The 17,967-nt window shown below is 42.5% G+C and carries 16 protein-coding genes; 8 read left to right on the top strand and 8 right to left on the bottom strand.

Annotated features, from left to right (window positions below):
• The first annotated feature begins 62 nt into the window (after positions 1–62).
• Genes rep through VQ643_RS12560 form a run of 3 tightly spaced genes read left to right on the top strand, consistent with a single transcriptional unit; the run spans position 63 to position 4,566 of the window.
• Entirely contained in the window at positions 63–2,072 is a 2,010-nt protein-coding gene (rep, locus tag VQ643_RS12550; protein ID WP_414200144.1) for a DNA helicase Rep, read from the top strand.
• A gap of 12 nt (positions 2,073–2,084) precedes the next feature.
• Positions 2,085–3,593 carry an amino acid permease gene (locus VQ643_RS12555; protein WP_414200145.1) on the top strand — a complete coding sequence of 503 codons (1,509 nt, stop codon included), beginning with the start codon at positions 2,085–2,087 and terminating at the stop codon, positions 3,591–3,593.
• Between the two features lie 43 nt (positions 3,594–3,636).
• Entirely contained in the window at positions 3,637–4,566 is a 930-nt protein-coding gene (locus VQ643_RS12560) for a lysine exporter LysO family protein (RefSeq protein ID WP_414200146.1), read from the top strand.
• A 34-nt stretch (positions 4,567–4,600) separates the two neighbouring features.
• Here the strand turns inward: VQ643_RS12560 and VQ643_RS12565 are convergent, their stop codons facing one another.
• The 8 genes from VQ643_RS12565 to ftsY all read right to left on the bottom strand — a co-directional run bounded on the left by VQ643_RS12565 (position 4,601) and on the right by ftsY (position 12,599).
• The gene (locus VQ643_RS12565; RefSeq protein ID WP_414200147.1) at positions 4,601–5,548 is read right to left on the bottom strand and encodes a TAXI family TRAP transporter solute-binding subunit; all 948 of its coding nucleotides are present in this window, start codon (positions 5,546–5,548) and stop codon (positions 4,601–4,603) included.
• A gap of 143 nt (positions 5,549–5,691) precedes the next feature.
• A complete protein-coding gene (locus VQ643_RS12570; RefSeq protein ID WP_414200149.1) occupies positions 5,692–6,690 on the bottom strand; it encodes a helix-turn-helix transcriptional regulator in 999 nt (332 codons plus the stop codon).
• 80 nt (positions 6,691–6,770) lie between these two features.
• Complete coding sequence (locus VQ643_RS12575) at positions 6,771–7,337, bottom strand: LemA family protein (RefSeq protein WP_414200150.1); 567 nt, start codon at positions 7,335–7,337, stop codon at positions 6,771–6,773.
• Positions 7,337–8,386 carry a hypothetical protein gene (locus VQ643_RS12580; RefSeq protein WP_414200151.1) on the bottom strand — a complete coding sequence of 350 codons (1,050 nt, stop codon included), beginning with the start codon at positions 8,384–8,386 and terminating at the stop codon, positions 7,337–7,339. The genes VQ643_RS12575 and VQ643_RS12580 overlap by 1 nt, the downstream gene beginning before the upstream one ends.
• A 166-nt stretch (positions 8,387–8,552) precedes the next feature.
• Positions 8,553–9,413 (bottom strand): RNA polymerase sigma factor RpoH, encoded by an 861-nt coding sequence (gene rpoH, locus VQ643_RS12585; RefSeq protein WP_414200152.1) that lies wholly within the window; start codon positions 9,411–9,413, stop codon positions 8,553–8,555.
• 116 nt (positions 9,414–9,529) lie between these two features.
• On the bottom strand, positions 9,530–10,546 hold the full coding sequence (ftsX, locus tag VQ643_RS12590; RefSeq protein WP_414200153.1) for a permease-like cell division protein FtsX: 1,017 nt from the start codon (positions 10,544–10,546) through the stop codon (positions 9,530–9,532).
• Positions 10,546–11,214, bottom strand: a complete 669-nt coding sequence (ftsE, locus tag VQ643_RS12595) for a cell division ATP-binding protein FtsE (RefSeq protein ID WP_414200154.1) — start codon at positions 11,212–11,214, stop codon at positions 10,546–10,548. The genes ftsX and ftsE overlap by 1 nt, the downstream gene beginning before the upstream one ends.
• The gene (gene ftsY / locus VQ643_RS12600; protein WP_414200155.1) at positions 11,211–12,599 is read right to left on the bottom strand and encodes a signal recognition particle-docking protein FtsY; all 1,389 of its coding nucleotides are present in this window, start codon (positions 12,597–12,599) and stop codon (positions 11,211–11,213) included. The genes ftsE and ftsY overlap by 4 nt, the downstream gene beginning before the upstream one ends.
• 212 nt (positions 12,600–12,811) lie before the next feature.
• On the opposite strand from ftsY, the gene VQ643_RS12605 reads away from it, so the two are divergent.
• The 5 genes from VQ643_RS12605 to VQ643_RS12625 are packed head-to-tail and all read left to right on the top strand — an operon-like array spanning position 12,812 to position 17,724.
• Entirely contained in the window at positions 12,812–14,164 is a 1,353-nt protein-coding gene (locus VQ643_RS12605) for a M16 family metallopeptidase (protein WP_414200156.1), read from the top strand.
• On the top strand, positions 14,161–15,615 hold the full coding sequence (locus VQ643_RS12610; RefSeq protein ID WP_414200157.1) for a M16 family metallopeptidase: 1,455 nt from the start codon (positions 14,161–14,163) through the stop codon (positions 15,613–15,615). The genes VQ643_RS12605 and VQ643_RS12610 overlap by 4 nt, the downstream gene beginning before the upstream one ends.
• Positions 15,612–16,208: a 16S rRNA (guanine(966)-N(2))-methyltransferase RsmD gene (gene rsmD / locus VQ643_RS12615; protein ID WP_414200158.1), complete on the top strand. Its 597-nt coding sequence runs from the start codon at positions 15,612–15,614 to the stop codon at positions 16,206–16,208. Before VQ643_RS12610 ends, rsmD begins: the two co-directional genes overlap by 4 nt.
• 19 nt (positions 16,209–16,227) lie before the next feature.
• Complete coding sequence (locus VQ643_RS12620) at positions 16,228–17,136, top strand: LysR family transcriptional regulator (RefSeq protein WP_414200159.1); 909 nt, start codon at positions 16,228–16,230, stop codon at positions 17,134–17,136.
• Between the two features lie 9 nt (positions 17,137–17,145).
• A complete protein-coding gene (locus VQ643_RS12625; protein ID WP_414200160.1) occupies positions 17,146–17,724 on the top strand; it encodes a DJ-1/PfpI family protein in 579 nt (192 codons plus the stop codon).
• The last annotated feature ends 243 nt before the right edge of the window (positions 17,725–17,967 follow it).

Below are 17,967 nucleotides of genomic sequence, written 5' to 3' on the forward strand. Positions count from 1 at the left end.
TAGACAGCGCTTGTTGCTTAGCAATGCTAGAATAGCCGCTTTTGTGCAATTTACTGCTGACTATGTCCCGACTTAATCCACGCCAACAAGAAGCTGTGCACTATATTAGTGGGCCCCTACTCGTGTTAGCTGGCGCTGGCTCGGGAAAAACCAGTGTTATTACGCGTAAAATTGCTTATTTAATCCAAGAATGCGGCATCGCCGCCCGCCATATTTTCGCTGTCACCTTTACCAATAAAGCGGCACGTGAAATGAAAGAGCGTGTAAGCAGCTTACTCAAAAAAGGGGAAGGCAAAGGCTTAACCGTTTCCACCTTTCATAATCTTGGTTTAAATATTATTCGCCGCGAGCATCAAGCCTTAGGTTACAAGCCAGGCTTTTCTATTTTTGATGACTCCGATGTAAAAGGTTTACTAAGCGATATTATGCAAAAAGAATACGCTGGTGATGACGGCGTAGAAGAAGTTAAAAGCATGATCAGCAACTGGAAGAATGACCTTGTTCTGCCAGAGCAGGCTTTAGAAAAAGCACGTAACCCTCGTGAACAAACGGCTGCTATTATTTATATACATTATCAACGCACACTCAAAGCCTATAATGCGGTCGATTTCGACGACCTGATCTTGCAGCCAGTCAATTTATTTCAAAACAACCCAGATATCTTAGAAAAATGGCGCAACCGTATTCGTTATATGTTGGTAGATGAATACCAAGATACAAACGCCAGCCAATATCTATTGGTCAAACTATTGGTTAAAGATCGCGCACAATTTACTGTGGTAGGTGATGATGACCAATCTATCTATGCTTGGCGCGGAGCTCGTCCAGAAAATCTAATGCAATTAAAAGATGATTTTCCTTCGCTTAAAGTGGTTATGTTAGAGCAAAATTATCGTTCAACTAGCCGTATTCTAAAGTGTGCCAACGTACTTATTGCCAATAATCCACACGTATTTACAAAACAACTGTGGAGCGAAATGGGACACGGCGATGAAATTAGAGTGATTCGCTGTCGCAGTGAAGATGCCGAAGCAGAAACTGTTGCCTTAGAAATTCTTACCACACATTTACGTACTCAACGCCCTTATAGCGACTTTGCGATTTTGTACCGTGGCAACCATCAAGCGAAATTGATGGAATTAAAATTACAAGTGCATAAAATACCCTACCGTTTAACTGGCGGGACTAGTTTTTTTGGTCGTCAAGAAGTTAAAGACATCATGTCTTACTTTCGTTTGCTAATTAATCCAGACGATGACAACGCCTTTTTACGTGTTATTAATGTGCCACGTCGTGAAATTGGCTCAGCTACCCTAGAAAAACTAGGTAATTATGCTTCTCAACGTGGCATTTCAATGTTTGCCGCTTGTGATGAAGTAGGCTTACAAGAAGTATTGGATAAGCGCTTTACTGAGCGCCTAACTCGCTTTAAACACTATATGGAAAAAGTGCGCCAACGGTGCGCGCAAGACGATCCTATCCAAAGTATTCGTGAAATGGTGCTAGATATTGACTACGAAAATTGGATTCGTCAAAACAGCTCCAGTGATAAAGCTGCTGATTTTCGCATTGGCAATATTGAGTTTTTAGTCGACGCGTTAAAAAATACAATTGAACGTGACGAAGAAGGTGCCACCAGCTTTGAAGATGCTGTCGCCAAGCTTGTGCTGCGCGACATGCTGGAGCGCCAAGAGGAAGAAGAGGACGGAGCCGATGGCGTGCAAATGATGACGTTGCATGCCTCAAAAGGATTGGAGTTTCCTGTTGTTTATATCATGGGTGTTGAAGAAGAAATTTTACCGCACCGTTCTAGCATTGAAGCCGATACGATCGAGGAGGAACGACGTTTGGCTTATGTGGGAATTACACGAGCGAAACAACGCCTTATCATGACATATGCGACAAAACGTAAACAGTACGGTGAAGTGATTAACTGTACACATAGCCGTTTTTTAGATGAGCTTCCACACGAAGATCTGCAGTGGGAAGGTCAAGATGATGCACCCGTAGAGGTAAAAGCAGCGCGCGGTAACGATGCGTTAGCCAATATCCGCGCTATGCTGAAAAAGTAATATAGGAAAACAATGTCTGAATCAACTAAATCTGCGCCAGCCTCTGGCGGCTTACGTCGATCATTAAAATCTCGACATCTGGCCATGATCGCGATTGGTGGCTCTATTGGTACTGGTTTATTTGTTGCTTCTGGCGCGACTATTGCCAGTGCCGGCCCAGGTAGTGCGCTCTTGTCATACGCCTTAATTGGCTTAATGGTCTATTTTTTAATGACCAGCTTAGGCGAGCTTGCCGCCTATATGCCAGTATCAGGCTCTTTTGCTACCTATGGCGCCAAATATGTTGAGCCTGGCTTTGGCTTTGCGCTGGGCTGGAACTATTGGTACAACTGGGCCGTAACAGTAGCCGTTGACCTTGTTGCAGCACAGCTCGTCATGAGTTACTGGTTTCCTGAAATGTCTGCCAATGGCTATGGCTGGATCTGGAGTGCTGTATTCTTAGGCATCACCTTCTTACTGAACTATGTTTCTGTAAGAGGCTTTGGTGAGGCTGAATACTGGTTCTCGCTGATCAAAGTTGCCACCGTCATTATCTTTATTATCACAGGCACCTTGATGATTTTCGGCATCATGGACGGCACTAAAGATATGAGCACCGTTGGCTGGGCGAACTGGTTTATTGGCGACGCACCTTTCGTTGGCGGACTACCAGCCATGATTGGTATTGCCATGTATGTTGGCTTTTCTTTCCAAGGTACAGAGCTGATTGGCATTGCAGCCGGCGAATCAGAAGATCCCGGTAAGAACATTCCAAGCGCCGTACGTAAAGTATTCTGGCGTATTCTCTTGTTCTATATCTTCGCTATTTTAGTAATCAGCTTGATTATTCCTTATGATTCACCGCGTTTATTGAGCAATAGTGACAATCTGATCGAACAAATTAGCATCAGCCCATTCACCTTAGTATTTGAAAATGCTGGTTTACTTGGCGCTGCCGCACTGATGAATGCGGTTATTTTAACGGCTGTATTATCTGCGGGTAACTCAGGCATGTACGCCTCTACCCGTATGCTATATGCCCTAGCTAAAGAAGGTAAAGCACCCCGTATTTTTGCGAAATTATCTAGCAATGGCGTTCCACGTAATGCGCTTTATGCCACTACGATAATCTCTGCTTTATGCTTTTTAAGTTATATTTTTGGTGAAAAAACTGTGTATTTATGGCTATTAAATGCCTCAGGTATGACAGGTTTTATTGCATGGTTAGGCATTGCCATTAGCCATTACCGCTTCCGCAAAGGTTACTTGGCACAAGGCTATAATCTAAATGACCTTCCTTATCATTCTAGCTTTTTCCCAATAGGCCCCATTTTTGCCTTTGGCTTATGTTTAATCATTACCTTAGGGCAATATTATGAAAGCTATATGGCTAACAACATTAGCTGGGGTGGATTCTTTGCTACCTATATTGGACTAGTTGTTTTTATTGTTATTTGGCTTGGCTACAAGTTAACACAAAAAACCAAATTTATTAGGTATCAGGAAATGGAGTTTCCTGGGGTCACTAAACGCCAGAAATAATCAGCAAGGCGATCCTAGATCGCCTTTTTTGTGAGCACTCTTCATGTTGTCTGTTCTAAGTAATATCTTTGCGTCTATTTTGCCTTGCTTAATCGCCTTAGTTGGTGGCTACATAACAGGCAAATGCCTAGGTAAAAGCCGCCTGAAACAACTGTTCTTAAAGCTAATTACACCTATTGTATGGGTCATTCTATTCACCATTGGTTTAGAATCAGGGCAAGCTTTTAGCTCGTTATCAGCTGGCTTTAGCATTGTTAAACAGGCGCTTTTATATGCTCTGGTAACTAGCCTTATTGTATTTATCGTTATTTTACCCTTAAATCAAAAAGCTACAGCCAACACAAGCGCCAGTAAAGGCTGGCGTGCCATGCTACATCCTATAAAGGAATGCTGTATTGCCTTTGCCTTAGTGTTGCTAGGCGTACTTTTTTATCAACTGCATTGGCATGAAAGTGATACAGGAAAAGTTCTATTTAATATTTATTATTGGCTGTACTTGCTGCTGTTTTGTATTGGTGTTGATTTATCCACAGTTAAGATTGACCGTAGCTGGCTAGCACCTCGCATTCTACTTATCCCACTATTAGTGGTAGTAGCTTCTTTAATTGCAGGCGTTATCTTAAGTTTTATTACTCAAGAAAAACTCGCGCATTCATTAGCGCTAACTTCTGGCTATGGCTGGTTTAGTTTGTCGGCCACCTTAGCTACTCAACATATGGGTAGCAACTATGGCAGCATTGCCTTATTAATTGACCTGTTTCGCGAATTACTAGGGATTACTGTGGTTTATCTTTTAGGACGAAACCATGCCAATAGTGCCATTGGGGTATGCGGTGCAACTTCGTTGGATACCACCTTGCCCTTTGTGGTTGATAGCTGTGAAAAACGCTATATGCCAACAGCTATCATGAGTGGGCTTATTCTCACCATCTTAGCGCCCTTTATGATGCTGTTCTTTTACAGTATCGCCTAAATATAAAAGCGGCAGCCTAAGCTGCCGCCTGAGTTTAAAGCCAACCCTGTTCCTTATAGTATTTTTCAGCCCCTTTATGTAAAGGCGCAACCAAACCTGTAGAAATCATTTGCTGTGGCTCTAAATCAGCAAACGTAGGATAGATCTTTTTAAAGGTTTCAAAATTTTCAAAGATCGATTTTACTAGCTGATACACCACCTCCTCATCTGTATCTGCACGAGTAACTAAGGTACCTCGAGGACCAAAAGTGGTAATATCTTGGCTAATTCCAGCATAAGTATTAGCTGGAATAATTGCCTTAGAGAGCGCAGGATGTGCTGCTAGGATTGCTTGTGAAATCTCATCGTCCATATTAACCAAGTCAATCGGGCAAGCCGCCGCAGCTGATTGCGTAGAGCCATTCCCTATGCCAGCTGTCCAAAATGCAGCATCAATTTTGTTATCACACAAGGCTTGTGCTTGCTCAGAAGATTTTAGCTCGCTGGCGAGCTTAAAAGTGCTTTTAGTCCAACCGGCTTGGCGCATCATCAAATTCATTAATGAACGTTGTCCTGAGCCTGCATTGCCAATATTCACTCTTTTCTCTTTTAAATCTTGAAAACGTTGGATATTGGCTTGTTTACGCACCATCAAATGCACAGGCTCTGCATGTAATGAAAAAACTGAACGTAGCATGTGCACAGGTTGCTTAAAATTACCTTGCCCTAGCACCGCTTCAGCTTGCACATCAGACTGTACAAGTCCAAAATCCATAGTTTTGGCTTGTAAGCGATTAACGTTATACACAGAGCCGCCTGTGGCTTCTACACTGCAACGCAAGGCTGAATTGCGATTTACCAAGCGGCAAATGTTATTGCCTAGTGGATAATAAGTACCAGTAACACCACCTGTACCTATGTTGATATAACGATCTTGCGCGTGGGCGGGGGAAAGTGAAAAGACAATTGAAAGGCCAATCAAAAATTTGCTTAATCTATCCATAATAAAGCTATCTATAAGTATTGTATTAATTTAAATAGTGAACGTATTTGATCCTTATCTAAGTGTGTAAGCGAAACCTATTTTTGTTTCGCGAACTATTGGGTATACCGTAAAATACTCAAATCTGCTAATTTTTATTCTAGTTAATCCGTATAAAGCGCCGCTAGATTACTGATATTTTGCTTTACTTGATCTACCCATTCCTGCGGCTGATATAGCTTTATTTGGCTATTTAATGCAAAAATCCACCATAGTGTTTCTTCGTCCATACGCACTGTGGCGATTAGTCTTGACCACTGAGAGTCAGGCAAAGGCGTAATTTCTTGTTCTACACTTAATGGCGTTTCTGTCAAAATCCAAGCCACTTGTGGATGGATATCAGCTACTAATTCAACTTCTGGGCACGCTGAGCGAGAACTAAAATTACCAGCGGCGATATGCGCATCCAAGTTAAAATCATCAACCAGCGCCTCCTGTTCTAACTTACAAGCGCGCAAAATTCGATTAACCGCAAAATGCATGTATTTTTCTGAATCAGTAAAACGTGCCACTAAATAGGTCATTGAATGACGTGATACTAAACCTGCTGGGTGCAGTTGGTAATCAGCCGCTTGCTGTTGTTTGCGACTCAAGTAGGTTACCTCAAGCTGCTTTTTCTCCATCAAGGCTTCTGACACTGTATTCCAAATTTGTTCATTAATTTCAGCAGGCAGTAATGTTTTTCCATTAGGTAGGCTGCGTACTCGCTCACTCCAATTACTGAGTTCATTCTTCTCAAGGCCATCTAATTGGCGGTGTGCTTGTGCAAACTGGGGGGCTAAGGCTTTCAAAGCACTCGGCGGTAAGAGATGCTTAAGATGTTGCTCAGCTAAAAAGAAGGTTAAGGCTGTGCTGGTATCAAGCGCATGAAAGGCTGGACTTTTACTATCTCGACTAAAAGACCAGCCAAAAGGTTTACTACGCTCATCTGACACCAATGGCATAATCAAACTCAGCTTCTGTAAATCACGCTGTACAGCCCGTATGGTACAGCTAAACCCAGCCGCATGTAGTTTTGACTCTAGCTCAGCGGTAGTAATTTTGCTTGGTTCTAACGGTATGTATTGCAATAATGCGATATGACGTAGCAGTTGATCAGCCATAAGTATCCTCCCAATAAACGCCTATGCTATATAAAAAGCTTAGCGCTTTATTGCATTGAGCCTTATCTAATATCCCAGCATTAAAAATTAGGCTTAAACTCAATATTCTTTTCTGCAGTGCTATCTTTAAACTCATTAATACGTTGCTTTTTAGCTAGAAAACCGTTCACAACATTAGTTGGAAAGGTTTCAATTTTGCTATTAAAAATTTCAACATTACGGTTAAAGATAGTAATAGCTGCTCCTACATTTTCATTCTGTGATGTAATTTGTTTCATTAAATCTAAGTAGACAGTGTTTGCCTTAAGATCAGGGTAGTTTTCAACTGTGACGGACAAGCCTTTAAGTACTTGCTCTGTTTGTGCTTGAATTTTCTCTAAGCTAGCACCGTCAGGCGTTGCACCATCTAAAGAGACTATACTTTGGCGCAGCGCAGTAATATGTTTAAGGGTTTCACTTTCATACGAAATATATTGGCTAACTATAGGTGTGAGTGAATCTAAAATATTAACTTTTTGTCGCTCATAGGTATTAACGTCTGCCCAAGATCGCTTAGTACTATTGTAGGCTGTAATAATACTGTTATTGATTGCAATAACGATAAAAGCAATAACCGCTAAAACAATAAGAATAATTGTAAAGTCCATTATTTCACCACTTTTTCAAGAATAGGTTTAATTTCAGTCATCAACTTTTCAAACATGGGTAGCCTGAGTGTTTCTAGCATATTGCCAATTTTAGCTGCTGTATCACAATTGTTAAACTGGTCATAATCACGTAAAAAAATATTTTGCTCAAACGCCCAGTATACAGAGTCTATACTTTCACCTGAAATAAATTCGAAATAGCCATGGGAGCTAAATAATTTTTCGAGGATTAGAACATTTCGTGGTTGCATTAATTTCGCCAACTCAATTTCTGAGCGTCCTGTTATAAAATGTTTTTTATTAAATGCAATGGAGGAGGTTGTCCATTGATATGGATAATAATTATTTCTATAGCTAGTTAATGCAAATGCTGGGGCCTGAATATCACCTAAAAACATTCCCCAACTATCAAAGTGATCATAAACAACTTTTATTCTGCGTTTGCCATTAGCATCAGTAGAAACTACCTCTCGACGATTTACGTAATGATAGTTAATAGCTGTATAAGGAACATCTTTATCTTCGCACTGAATTAGCCCTGAAGCATAAAATGGGACTTTATTTTCATAATTTCCTCGCTTAAAAAATGCAGAAAACTCAGTTAAATTCTGATGATGCGTTATATTCGCTTGCTCTTGAAAATTGACAAACCCATATTTTAGCGAGAGGTATATTTTCTGTGCTTTCTCCACTAAAGCTAAACGTGCAGCTTCTGTTTTTCGCTGATTAGCTGCAAAAGAAAAAGCAAAGAAAGGGAGAATGAGCCATAAAAAGCCATAGCCGCTATCAAAATGCTTAAAGGTTAAACTCATGAAGTAAATGGAGATCAACAAAATAAGAGAAGAAACGAATATAGCGCACCAAAATATTTTATTTTTATACTTTAACGTACCTTCATTTTCGTGTGCATAAAAAATGCTAGATATATCACTAAGGCTAGCCACTGAGTTTAAGTCAGTATTAATTTTCTGTATTCTTTCTTTTACTATTTTATTATGCAAGATTTCTTTTTCAAAAATACCTTGTTCTTTCTTTGATGGCGTATTCATTAAACGTCCATATTAACTTATCTTATAATTTATAAAATTTAGCATAGAATTAAAGTAGCTAGCTGAATGACTACACCTAAAATGCTTTAGTCAGTATTACTAACCAGTAAAAAAATTTCAATAAAAAAGCCCAACTATAGTTGGGCTTTTAATTGTATACAAAATACTAAGCAGCAATGGCCGCCTTAATTTTGTTCATTGCATTTTTTTCAAGCTGACGAATACGCTCGGCTGAAACATCATACTTAGCGGCTAGCTCATGCAAGGTAGCTTTTTCTTCTGCTAACCAACGCTGCTCTACAATATCGCGGCTACGCTCGTCTAAATTAGACAGTGCTTGGTATAGCTCTGCATTCTCGCTGTCTGTTGTGTCGGCAGCTTCTAGTTGCAATGCTGGGTCTGCACTGTGATCTTCCAGATAGTAAGCCGGTGACTGATAGGCTACGTCATCATCTGCATCCGTTGGTGCATCAAATGCCATATCCGAACCTGTCAAACGGCTTTCCATTTCACGCACTTCTCGTGCTTCAACACCTAATGTATCGGCTACACGATTAACTTCGTCGTTCGTTAACCACTGTAAGCTTTTTTTCTGGCTACGTAAGTTAAAGAATAATTTACGCTGTGCTTTGGTCGTTGCTACTTTAACGATGCGCCAATTGCGCAGTACAAACTCGTGAATTTCAGCTTTAATCCAATGTACTGCAAAAGACACAAGACGTACGCCCATTTCTGGGTTGAAACGTTTTACGGCTTTCATTAAGCCGACATTACCTTCTTGAATCAAATCGCTTTGAGCAAGTCCATAGCCTGAATAGCTACGTGCGATATGCACTACAAAACGCAAGTGCGCCATCACTAATTGACGAGCAGCATCTAAGTCTTGTTGATAAAAAAGGCGTTCACCTAAGGCTTGTTCTTGTTCGGCAGAAAGTAATGGGATGCTATTTACAGATTGCACATAAGCGTCCAGATTGGCTCCTGGAGATAATACATACGCTGGTTGTAATGCTTTACTGTTACTCATAAATAGATATCCTCCTGCGGTCACTGCTTTCGCAGTATTTTGCACATCTATCAGATAGTTAGTCTGTGGATAAGTTCCATCCTAAACTGGCTTTATTAAAGAATTCTTAAACTCTTTTAACGTGGGGCAAGTTCCCTTAAATGCCTTGACACTGCCAGCCAAGCTCCTATATAACCTAGCATCATAGCACCAAATACTAGAGAAATCCCATCAATTAAGGGTACTCCTTGTAGGCTAAAATCGCTGCCATATAACTGGGCTAATTCTGTTACAGAATTATTCAATGTGCTTAAGATGACAGATAAGATTAACCAAGCTAGCAATCCACCGCCTAAACCATAGAGCATGCCCATATATAAAAATGGGCGGCGCACATAACCATCAGTGCCACCGACGAGTTTAATCACTTCAATTTCTGTACGACGGTTTTCTATATGCAAGCGAATGGTATTACCTATAACTAGTAAAAGCGCTGCAATTAAGAGTAATGCTAAGCCAAAGATAAAGTGCTTACCTACACGTAACATCGCACTTAAGCGCTCAACCCACTGCATATCGAGCTGCGCTATTTCAACATAAGGCATAGTAGCGAGTTGCTGTTTAAGATCTTCTAATGCTTCTTTATCAATTTTTTGTGGCGTAATCAGAAGACTATAAGGCAATGGATTGCTTGGCAGTTCAGTCAGCGCATTGCCTAAACCTGATAGCGCTTGAAACTCTTGCAAAGCTTGCTGTGGGCTAATCAAATTAACTTCAACCACAGCGGAAAGCTTTTCTATTTGCTCAACAAGCTCCTGTGCTTGAGTCTCTGTGGCTTTAATATCCATAAAAACAGAAATTTCAGCAGCCTGTTGCCATGATCCATCTAACTGATCAGTGCTGTCTAATAGTAATGACAAGCCCATGGGCAAACTTAGCGCAACTGCAATCACCAACCAAGTAAAGAAGCTACCTAAGGGCTGGCGTATTAAGCGCTGAACGCTATCTATAATACTGGCTTTATGGTTAGTTAGGCCTATACGCAAAAGTTGCCAAAATGTATCTGGCTCTTTTACAGGTGTAAATTCTGTCGTGTTTTTTGGTGTAGCGCCTACTCGCACCCCAGGTTGATCAGGAACTATTTGCTTGCTCATTAACCTGCTTCTCCATCACCGATTAAACGCCCACGTTGCAAAGTCAACATGCGATGCCGCATACGGGCAATCAGCGCCAAGTCATGGCTAGCGATAATAACTGTAGTGCCTAGGCGGTTAATATCTTCAAACACACTCATAATTTCAGCCGCTAAACGAGGATCAAGATTACCCGTTGGCTCATCGGCTAATAGCAATGCAGGTTGATGCACAATCGCGCGGGCAATGCCAACACGCTGCTGCTGTCCTGTGGATAAGTCTGCGGGAGACTGCATGGCCTTTTCTTTTAATGAAACACGAGACAATGCCAAGCTAACCCGCTGATTAATTTCTTCTGTCGATAAGCCCATGATTTGCAATGGTAGGGCTACATTGTCAAACACTGTGCGATCAAATAATAACTGATGATTCTGAAAAACTACGCCGATTTGACGACGCAAGTAAGGAATTTGTGCATTGTTGATTTTGCACAAATCTTGCCCTGCCAGTAAGATTTTTCCACTGGTAGGGCGTTCCATGGCAAGTAATAAGCGCAACATAGTGCTTTTCCCTGCACCTGAATGACCAGTAACGAAGATAAATTCGCCCTGTCTTACACGAAACGTCAGCTCATGTAAGCCCACATGTCCATTAGGGTAACGCTTAGCTACTTGCTCAAATTGAATCATTCGTTCTCTGCTTGTGCAAAAAGTGCTTTCACAAAATCATCGGCGTTAAAATCGCGCAAATCATCAATGCCTTCACCTACGCCAATAAAGCGCACTGGCAAGTTAAATTGCTTAGCTAATGCAAAAATAACGCCACCTTTAGCCGTGCCATCCAGTTTAGTTAATGCCAAACCTGTTAAGGAAACCGCTTCATTAAATTGACGGGTTTGGTTAATGGCGTTTTGACCTGTGCCAGCATCTAGCACTAAAAGTACTTCGTGCGGAGCTGTATCGTCTAATTTGCCAATTACTCTATGAACTTTGCGCAGCTCTTCCATCAAGTTATCTTTGGTGTGCAAACGTCCCGCTGTATCTGCAATCAATACATCCACACCACGAGCTTTAGCTGCTTGCACGGCATCAAAAATGACAGAAGCTGAGTCCGCACCTGTATGCTGAGCAATCACTGGGATTTTATTGCGCTCCCCCCAAACCTGTAGCTGTTCTACTGCAGCAGCGCGGAAGGTATCACCAGCAGCAAGCATGACCTTCTTGCCTTCTTTTTGTAAGCGTGAGGCTAATTTACCAATGGTGGTCGTTTTACCCACACCATTAACCCCCACCACTAAAATTACATAAGGTGTTTTCGCACTATCAATCTGTAGTGGCTGATCAACAGGCTTGAGTAGTTCAGACAGCTCAAGCTGCAATGCCTTATATAAGGCTTCGCTATCTGCCAACTCTTTACGACTAACACGTTGAGTGAGGTTCTGCATAATGCTGGTGGTCGCCTCAACGCCCACGTCAGCCATTAATAGATGCGTTTCCAACTCATCTAGCAGATCATCATCAATATTTTTCTTACCCAAAAAGAGACTAGCCATGCCTTCGCTAAAGCTAGCGCTGGTTTTTGACAAGCCTTCTTTTAAGCGAGCGAACCAGCCTTTTTTCTTGGCATTTGGCTTTTCTTGTCCCGCTAAATTCTTTTCTAACTCAGGCACATCTGGCTCTGGCTCTGGCTCTGGCTCTGGCTCTGGCTCTGGCTCTGGCTCTGGCTCTGGCTCTGGCTCTGGCTCTGGCTCTGGCTCTGGCTCTGGCTCTGGCTCTGGCTCTGGCTCTGAGGATGATGTATTTGGCGTAGAAATAACGCTAGTGTTTTTTTCTTCTAGTGTCTTTGCTTGCGTAGAAGCTACAGCATCTGGCTCAATGCTTGCCACATGTTGCACTTCTGTTGTGTCAGTAACAGCGTTAACATGCTGCGTTAGCTGAGCACTTGTATCGTCAACTGATGACTCATGAGTTATTTCTGTGTTCTGTTCTGTTACAGCTTGTTCAACGGCTACTTGGTCATCTTTTTTACGACGAAACCAACTAAATAACCCTTTTTTTTCAGGCTTTTTTTCCACGTAAAATGCTCCCACTGGGCATATTAGAGAGGTCTGGTTGGACAGTTAAACTTCCAGATTGAAAGGAACCAAACACTCAATTGAAGAATCTTATCAGGCATTGTGCTCATTATAAGCGAGTTACAATAGCTGTTTGTAAAATGGTTACGTATCCTAGCACTTAACCGCCCCTTGAAGCTAAAACTACACAGCAGTTTAAAAGGTCTTTTTGCATGAAAAAACTATTTCGTCAGGTAAGCGTGCTGCTTATTAGTGCATGTTTACTACCACTTATGGCAAATGCCAACGAATCTGCCGCTACCACTGAATTTACTCTAGATAATGGCTTAAAAGTCATTGTACGCGAAGATCACCGTGCACCTGTAGTCGTCAGTCAACTTTGGTACAAAGTCGGTTCCAGCTATGAAACACCTGGTAGCACAGGCCTTGCCCACGCACTAGAACACATGATGTTTAAAGGTAGCAGTAAACTCGGCCCGGGCGAATCTTCGTTGATTTTGCGTGATATTGGTGCCCAAGAAAACGCCTTTACTAGTAGTGACTACACGGCTTATTACCAAGTACTTTCCAGTGATCGCCTAGAAATTGCTTTAGAGCTAGAAGCTGATCGCCTTGCAGGTCTAACCTTGCCAGAAGATGAGTTTCTGCGTGAGATTGAAGTTATTAAAGAAGAGCGTCGCATGCGTACTGACGATCGTCCTACATCCTTAGCTTACGAGCGTTTTCAGGCGATGGTGTATCCTTCAAGCAGTTACAGCATCCCGACTATTGGTTGGATGCACGATTTAAATCGAATGACAATCAATGACTTACGCCAATGGCACGAACAATGGTACGCACCTAATAACGCCACTTTAGTTATTGTTGGTGACGTGCAACCAGAGCAGGTCAAAACCTTAGTCCAACGTCATTTTGGCCCTATTAAAGCGCGTCCAATTCCCGACGCTAAACGGCCTATTGAGTTAGACCAACCAGGTGAGCGCCGTCTAACCCTCTACCTCAACAGCCAAGTTGCCAGCTTAATGATGGGCTTTAACGTACCTAGCTTAAATACCCTTGAAGATCCTAAACAAATTCATGCCTTACGCTTGCTCAGTGCAGTCTTAAGCAGCGGCCCTAGTGCGCGTTTAGCCACTAACTTAGAGCGTAAACAAGAATTAGTCGTAGGAGCTTACGCTTGGTATGACGCTCATACGCGTGGCAGTAGTATGTTTGCCTTAGGAGCGACACCTAATGTGCAAAATGGCATTACTTTGGAGCAGGTTGAAGCTGGCTTCTGGAAAGAAATTGATAAGCTTAAAACCACGCCACCCTCCCAAGCAGAGCTTGATCGTGTTCGTGCACAGGTTATTGCTTCGCAAGTCTATGAGCGCGATTCTATTGAGGCGCAAGCTACAGCTATTGGGCAGTTAGAAACCGTTGGTTTATCTTGGCGTTTGCTCGACGAAGATGTAAAAGCGTTGGAGCAAGTAACTCCAGCTGATATTTCTAAAGCGGCGCGTACTTACCTTACTAAATCGCGTTTAAGTGTTGTTCATCTTTATCCACAGGAGGCGCGCCCATGAGCCTTACTCGCACACTAACAGTTAGTTTACTGAGCTTAGCTATACTTTCAGGCTGTCTACCACAAAACACTAGCAGTAGCTTGTCTGCACATAATCCGAAGATCAAGAGCTTATCTTTATTGGATCAACCCGCTCGTGCACCACGTGCTTTAGATATACAAGAATGGCGCACCAGTACAGGCACTAAGGTGCTCTTTATGCATGCCAGTGAATTGCCCATGGTGGACATTCAGCTAACCTTTGCTGCCGGTAGTTCACGTGATGGCCAGCTGTTTGGTTTAGCCAACCTCACTAGCAGCATGCTTGATGAAGGTACAGGCAAGAAGCTTGTGGGCGATATTGCAGCGGAATTTGATAACTTAGGCGCTCAGTTTGATGCGGGAGCTTACCGTGATATGGCGGTAATGAGCTTGCGCAGTTTAAGCAACCCAAACAACTTAGATCCTGCACTTAAGCTATTCACTGAAGTGGTTACCCAGCCAAGCTTTCCACAGCCTGCTCTTGATCGCTTAAAAAACCAACTGCTGGCTAGTTTTGAAATGCAAAAGCAAAACCCTGGTGCCATTGCCAGCTTAGCGCTATACGATACCTTCTATGGCGACCATCCTTATGCTCATCCGAGTTCAGGCACGGCTAGTACTATTAAACAAATTAAACGCCAAGACCTCATCACCTTCCATCGTAACGCCTACAACTCAAGCAATTTGAACATTGCTATTGTAGGGGATATTAGCCGTGCAAAAGCTGAGCAAATGGCTGAGAAGATCAGCCAAGCTATGCCTAAAGGCCAAGCATTCCCAGCTGTTGCAAGCCCAACCGCAAGAAAAATTGAAAATGTTCATATTACTTACCCATCTACCCAAACACATTTAACCTTAGCGTCTTTAGGCATTAAACGTGGCGATCCTGATTACCCTGCACTCTTTGTCGCCAACCAAATTTTTGGTGGCGGTGGTTTTGGCTCTCGCCTCATGGAAGAAGTACGGGAAAAACGCGGTTTAACCTATGGTGTTTATTCAAACTTTAGCACCCTGCAAGAACGTGGTTTATTCACTATTAGCTTGCAAACACGTGCAGAACTTAGCGATGCAACTCTAGTATTTATCAAAGAGCTGTTAGCTGATTTCATCAATAATGGCCCAACAGCAAAAGAGTTGGCTGATACCAAGCGCGAAATCGCAGGTAGCTATCCACTCTCAGCCGCCAGCAACTCAGCTATTGTAGGGCAGTTAGGTGCTTATGGATTTTATGATATGCCGCTGGATTGGCAGCAGCAGTTTATGCAACAAATCAATGACTTAACGTTGGAACAAGTTAAGCATGCCATGCAAAAACACGTACAGTTAGACAACATGAGCGTTGTTAGCGTAGGGCCAAAAGTTGCTCAAAAACCACTACCGCCAGCCGTAGATCGTAAAGAAACAACAGCACAAGGATACAGTCATCAATGAGCCGTAAATCCATGCGTAATGCAGTAACAACGCATAATGGCACTAGCCAACTACGCATTATTGGTGGGCAATGGCGTTCTCGGCGTTTGAGTTTTACTCAAGCGCCGGGTTTGCGTCCAACCCCTGACCGTGTTCGTGAAACCCTTTATAATTGGTTAGCGCCTTATATTGAAGGGGCTAAACTCCTAGATTGTTTTGCCGGCAGTGGTGCACTCTTTTTAGAGGGCTTATCGCGTGGTGCTGAATATGCACTAGCGCTAGAGCTTAATCCCCAGTCCGTCAATACACTTAAGCAGCACCTTACTACGTTAAACTGTAATACAGGCCAAGTTGAACTAACCGATAGCCTTAAGTATTTAACACAAGCCGCTCAGCAGCCTTTTGATATCGCATTGCTCGATCCTCCCTTCCACCAAGATCTACTGAAAAATGCCTGCCATTTGTTAGAAGATAACCACTGGTTAAGCGAAGATGCTTGGATATATACGGAAAGCGAACAAGCACCCTCCTGCTTAGGGCTTCCTGCTAATTGGCGTTTGCACCGTGAAAAACATACAGGACAGGTGTTTTACAGTCTGTGGCAACGCGGTTGAATTTCACTAAAGGCTAAACATGCGGATAGATGAAGAACTCACGCTAAAAAAACTTGAGATTTTTCTCGCCTTTATGCGCACAGGTAACCTGTCACGTGCAGCCTCAGAGATTGGTATCAGCACCGTCAGCGCGCATAAAGCCATTCACTCCCTCGAAAGCGCCCTACGCTGCCCGCTCTTTAAACGCGATGGCCGCCAGCTTGTGCCCCTAGCCAGCGCACAAGTGCTTGAAGATAAAGCACAGCAGATTATTACCGACACCTTAGAGGCTGTGCGCCTCACCCGTGAAGCGGCAGGCTTCTCCGCCGAACGCTTCAAACTAGGCGCACTTTATTCATTAACGGTCAAAACCGTTCCAAAACTCATTATGGGCGTGAAATTACGTCGTAGTGAACTAAATATTGATCTAATCTTAGGCTCTAACAGCGACCTGCTCTATAAACTTAAAAACATGGAGCTAGACGCTATTTTAGTGTCGCTCAGCGAACATACCAAAGATAGCGACTGTGAAAGCTATGAAATTTTTAGCGATGATATTTACTTAACAGTACCTAACGACTCACCTTTCTCACGACGCTCAAAAGTCGATTTGGCCGAACTTAAAGATTCCACCTTCATTACCCTAACGCCGGGCTTTGCCACCCATCAAGATGGCGATCGTGTATTTAAAAAAGCAGGCTTTACGCCCAAAGTGGCAATGCAAGTTAACGATATTTTTACCTTACTTAGCATGGTTAGTTCCGGCGTAGGCTATGCGCTCTTACCCGGGCGAATTGCAGCAGTTTACGAAAATCGCGTTAAACTCATCACTTTGCAAGAGCAATATCAGCTAAAACAGCGTATTGGTATTGTGTTTCTAAAAGCTCGTGAACGCGACCCTAATGTCCTAGCTTTACTAGCCGAATGCCGCATGTATTCACATGCTTAAGGAGTGAAGATGTTAATTAATGTGTTGCTGTTTAATGATTACGAAACCTTAGATGCTTTAGGCCCAATACAGGTCTTAGGTAATGTTGAAGGCTTTAAAATTAACTGTGTATCACTTAATGGCGGCTTAATTCGCAGTGCTCAAGGCGTAGAAAGCATGACATCCGTCGCTCAAACTGATCCTAACGCTGTATTCTTAGTACCAGGCGGCCGCGGTACACGCGCCTTAGTTAGCAACACTCATTTTCTTACCCAGCTCAAACAGTTAGCAGATGCCAGCCTCTGGTGTTTAAGCGTTTGCACTGGCGCTGCTTTACTTGCTAAAGCGGGTATACTTGATGGAATTACCGCTACCTCCAACAAAAAAGCATGGGACTGGGTGATTAATAATAGCAACGCCGTTAACTGGAAAAGAACAGCTCGCTGGTGCGTAGACGGTAAGTTTTATACGTCGTCAGGCGTATCTGCAGGCATAGATATGGCGCTAGGCTTTGTCGCGGATCGTTTTAATATCGAATATGCCCAGAATATTGCGCAGCATATTGAATACAATTGGCATAATGATAAGGATAGTGATCCATTTGCTTAAGCTAAATACAACCTATTAAACATGCTAAGTGCTGGTATGAAGAGATTTATATAAACCACTTACTCAAATTACAAAGAAATTTAGAATGCTAATTAAATATAGCCTTTCTGAAGATGAATGCAGTAAGGCACTCCCGAAAATTGCACACATTCTTAAATACGCCATTAAATTTTTGGGCAAAAGTAATCGAGTCAAAAGCTTTTAGCCCATAAAAAACTTTCACATACAATAAGAATAATTAAT

This window comes from Pseudomonas sp. F1_0610, from assembly GCF_047470865.1.
GTDB lineage: Bacteria > Pseudomonadota > Gammaproteobacteria > Pseudomonadales > Pseudomonadaceae > JAZDRH01.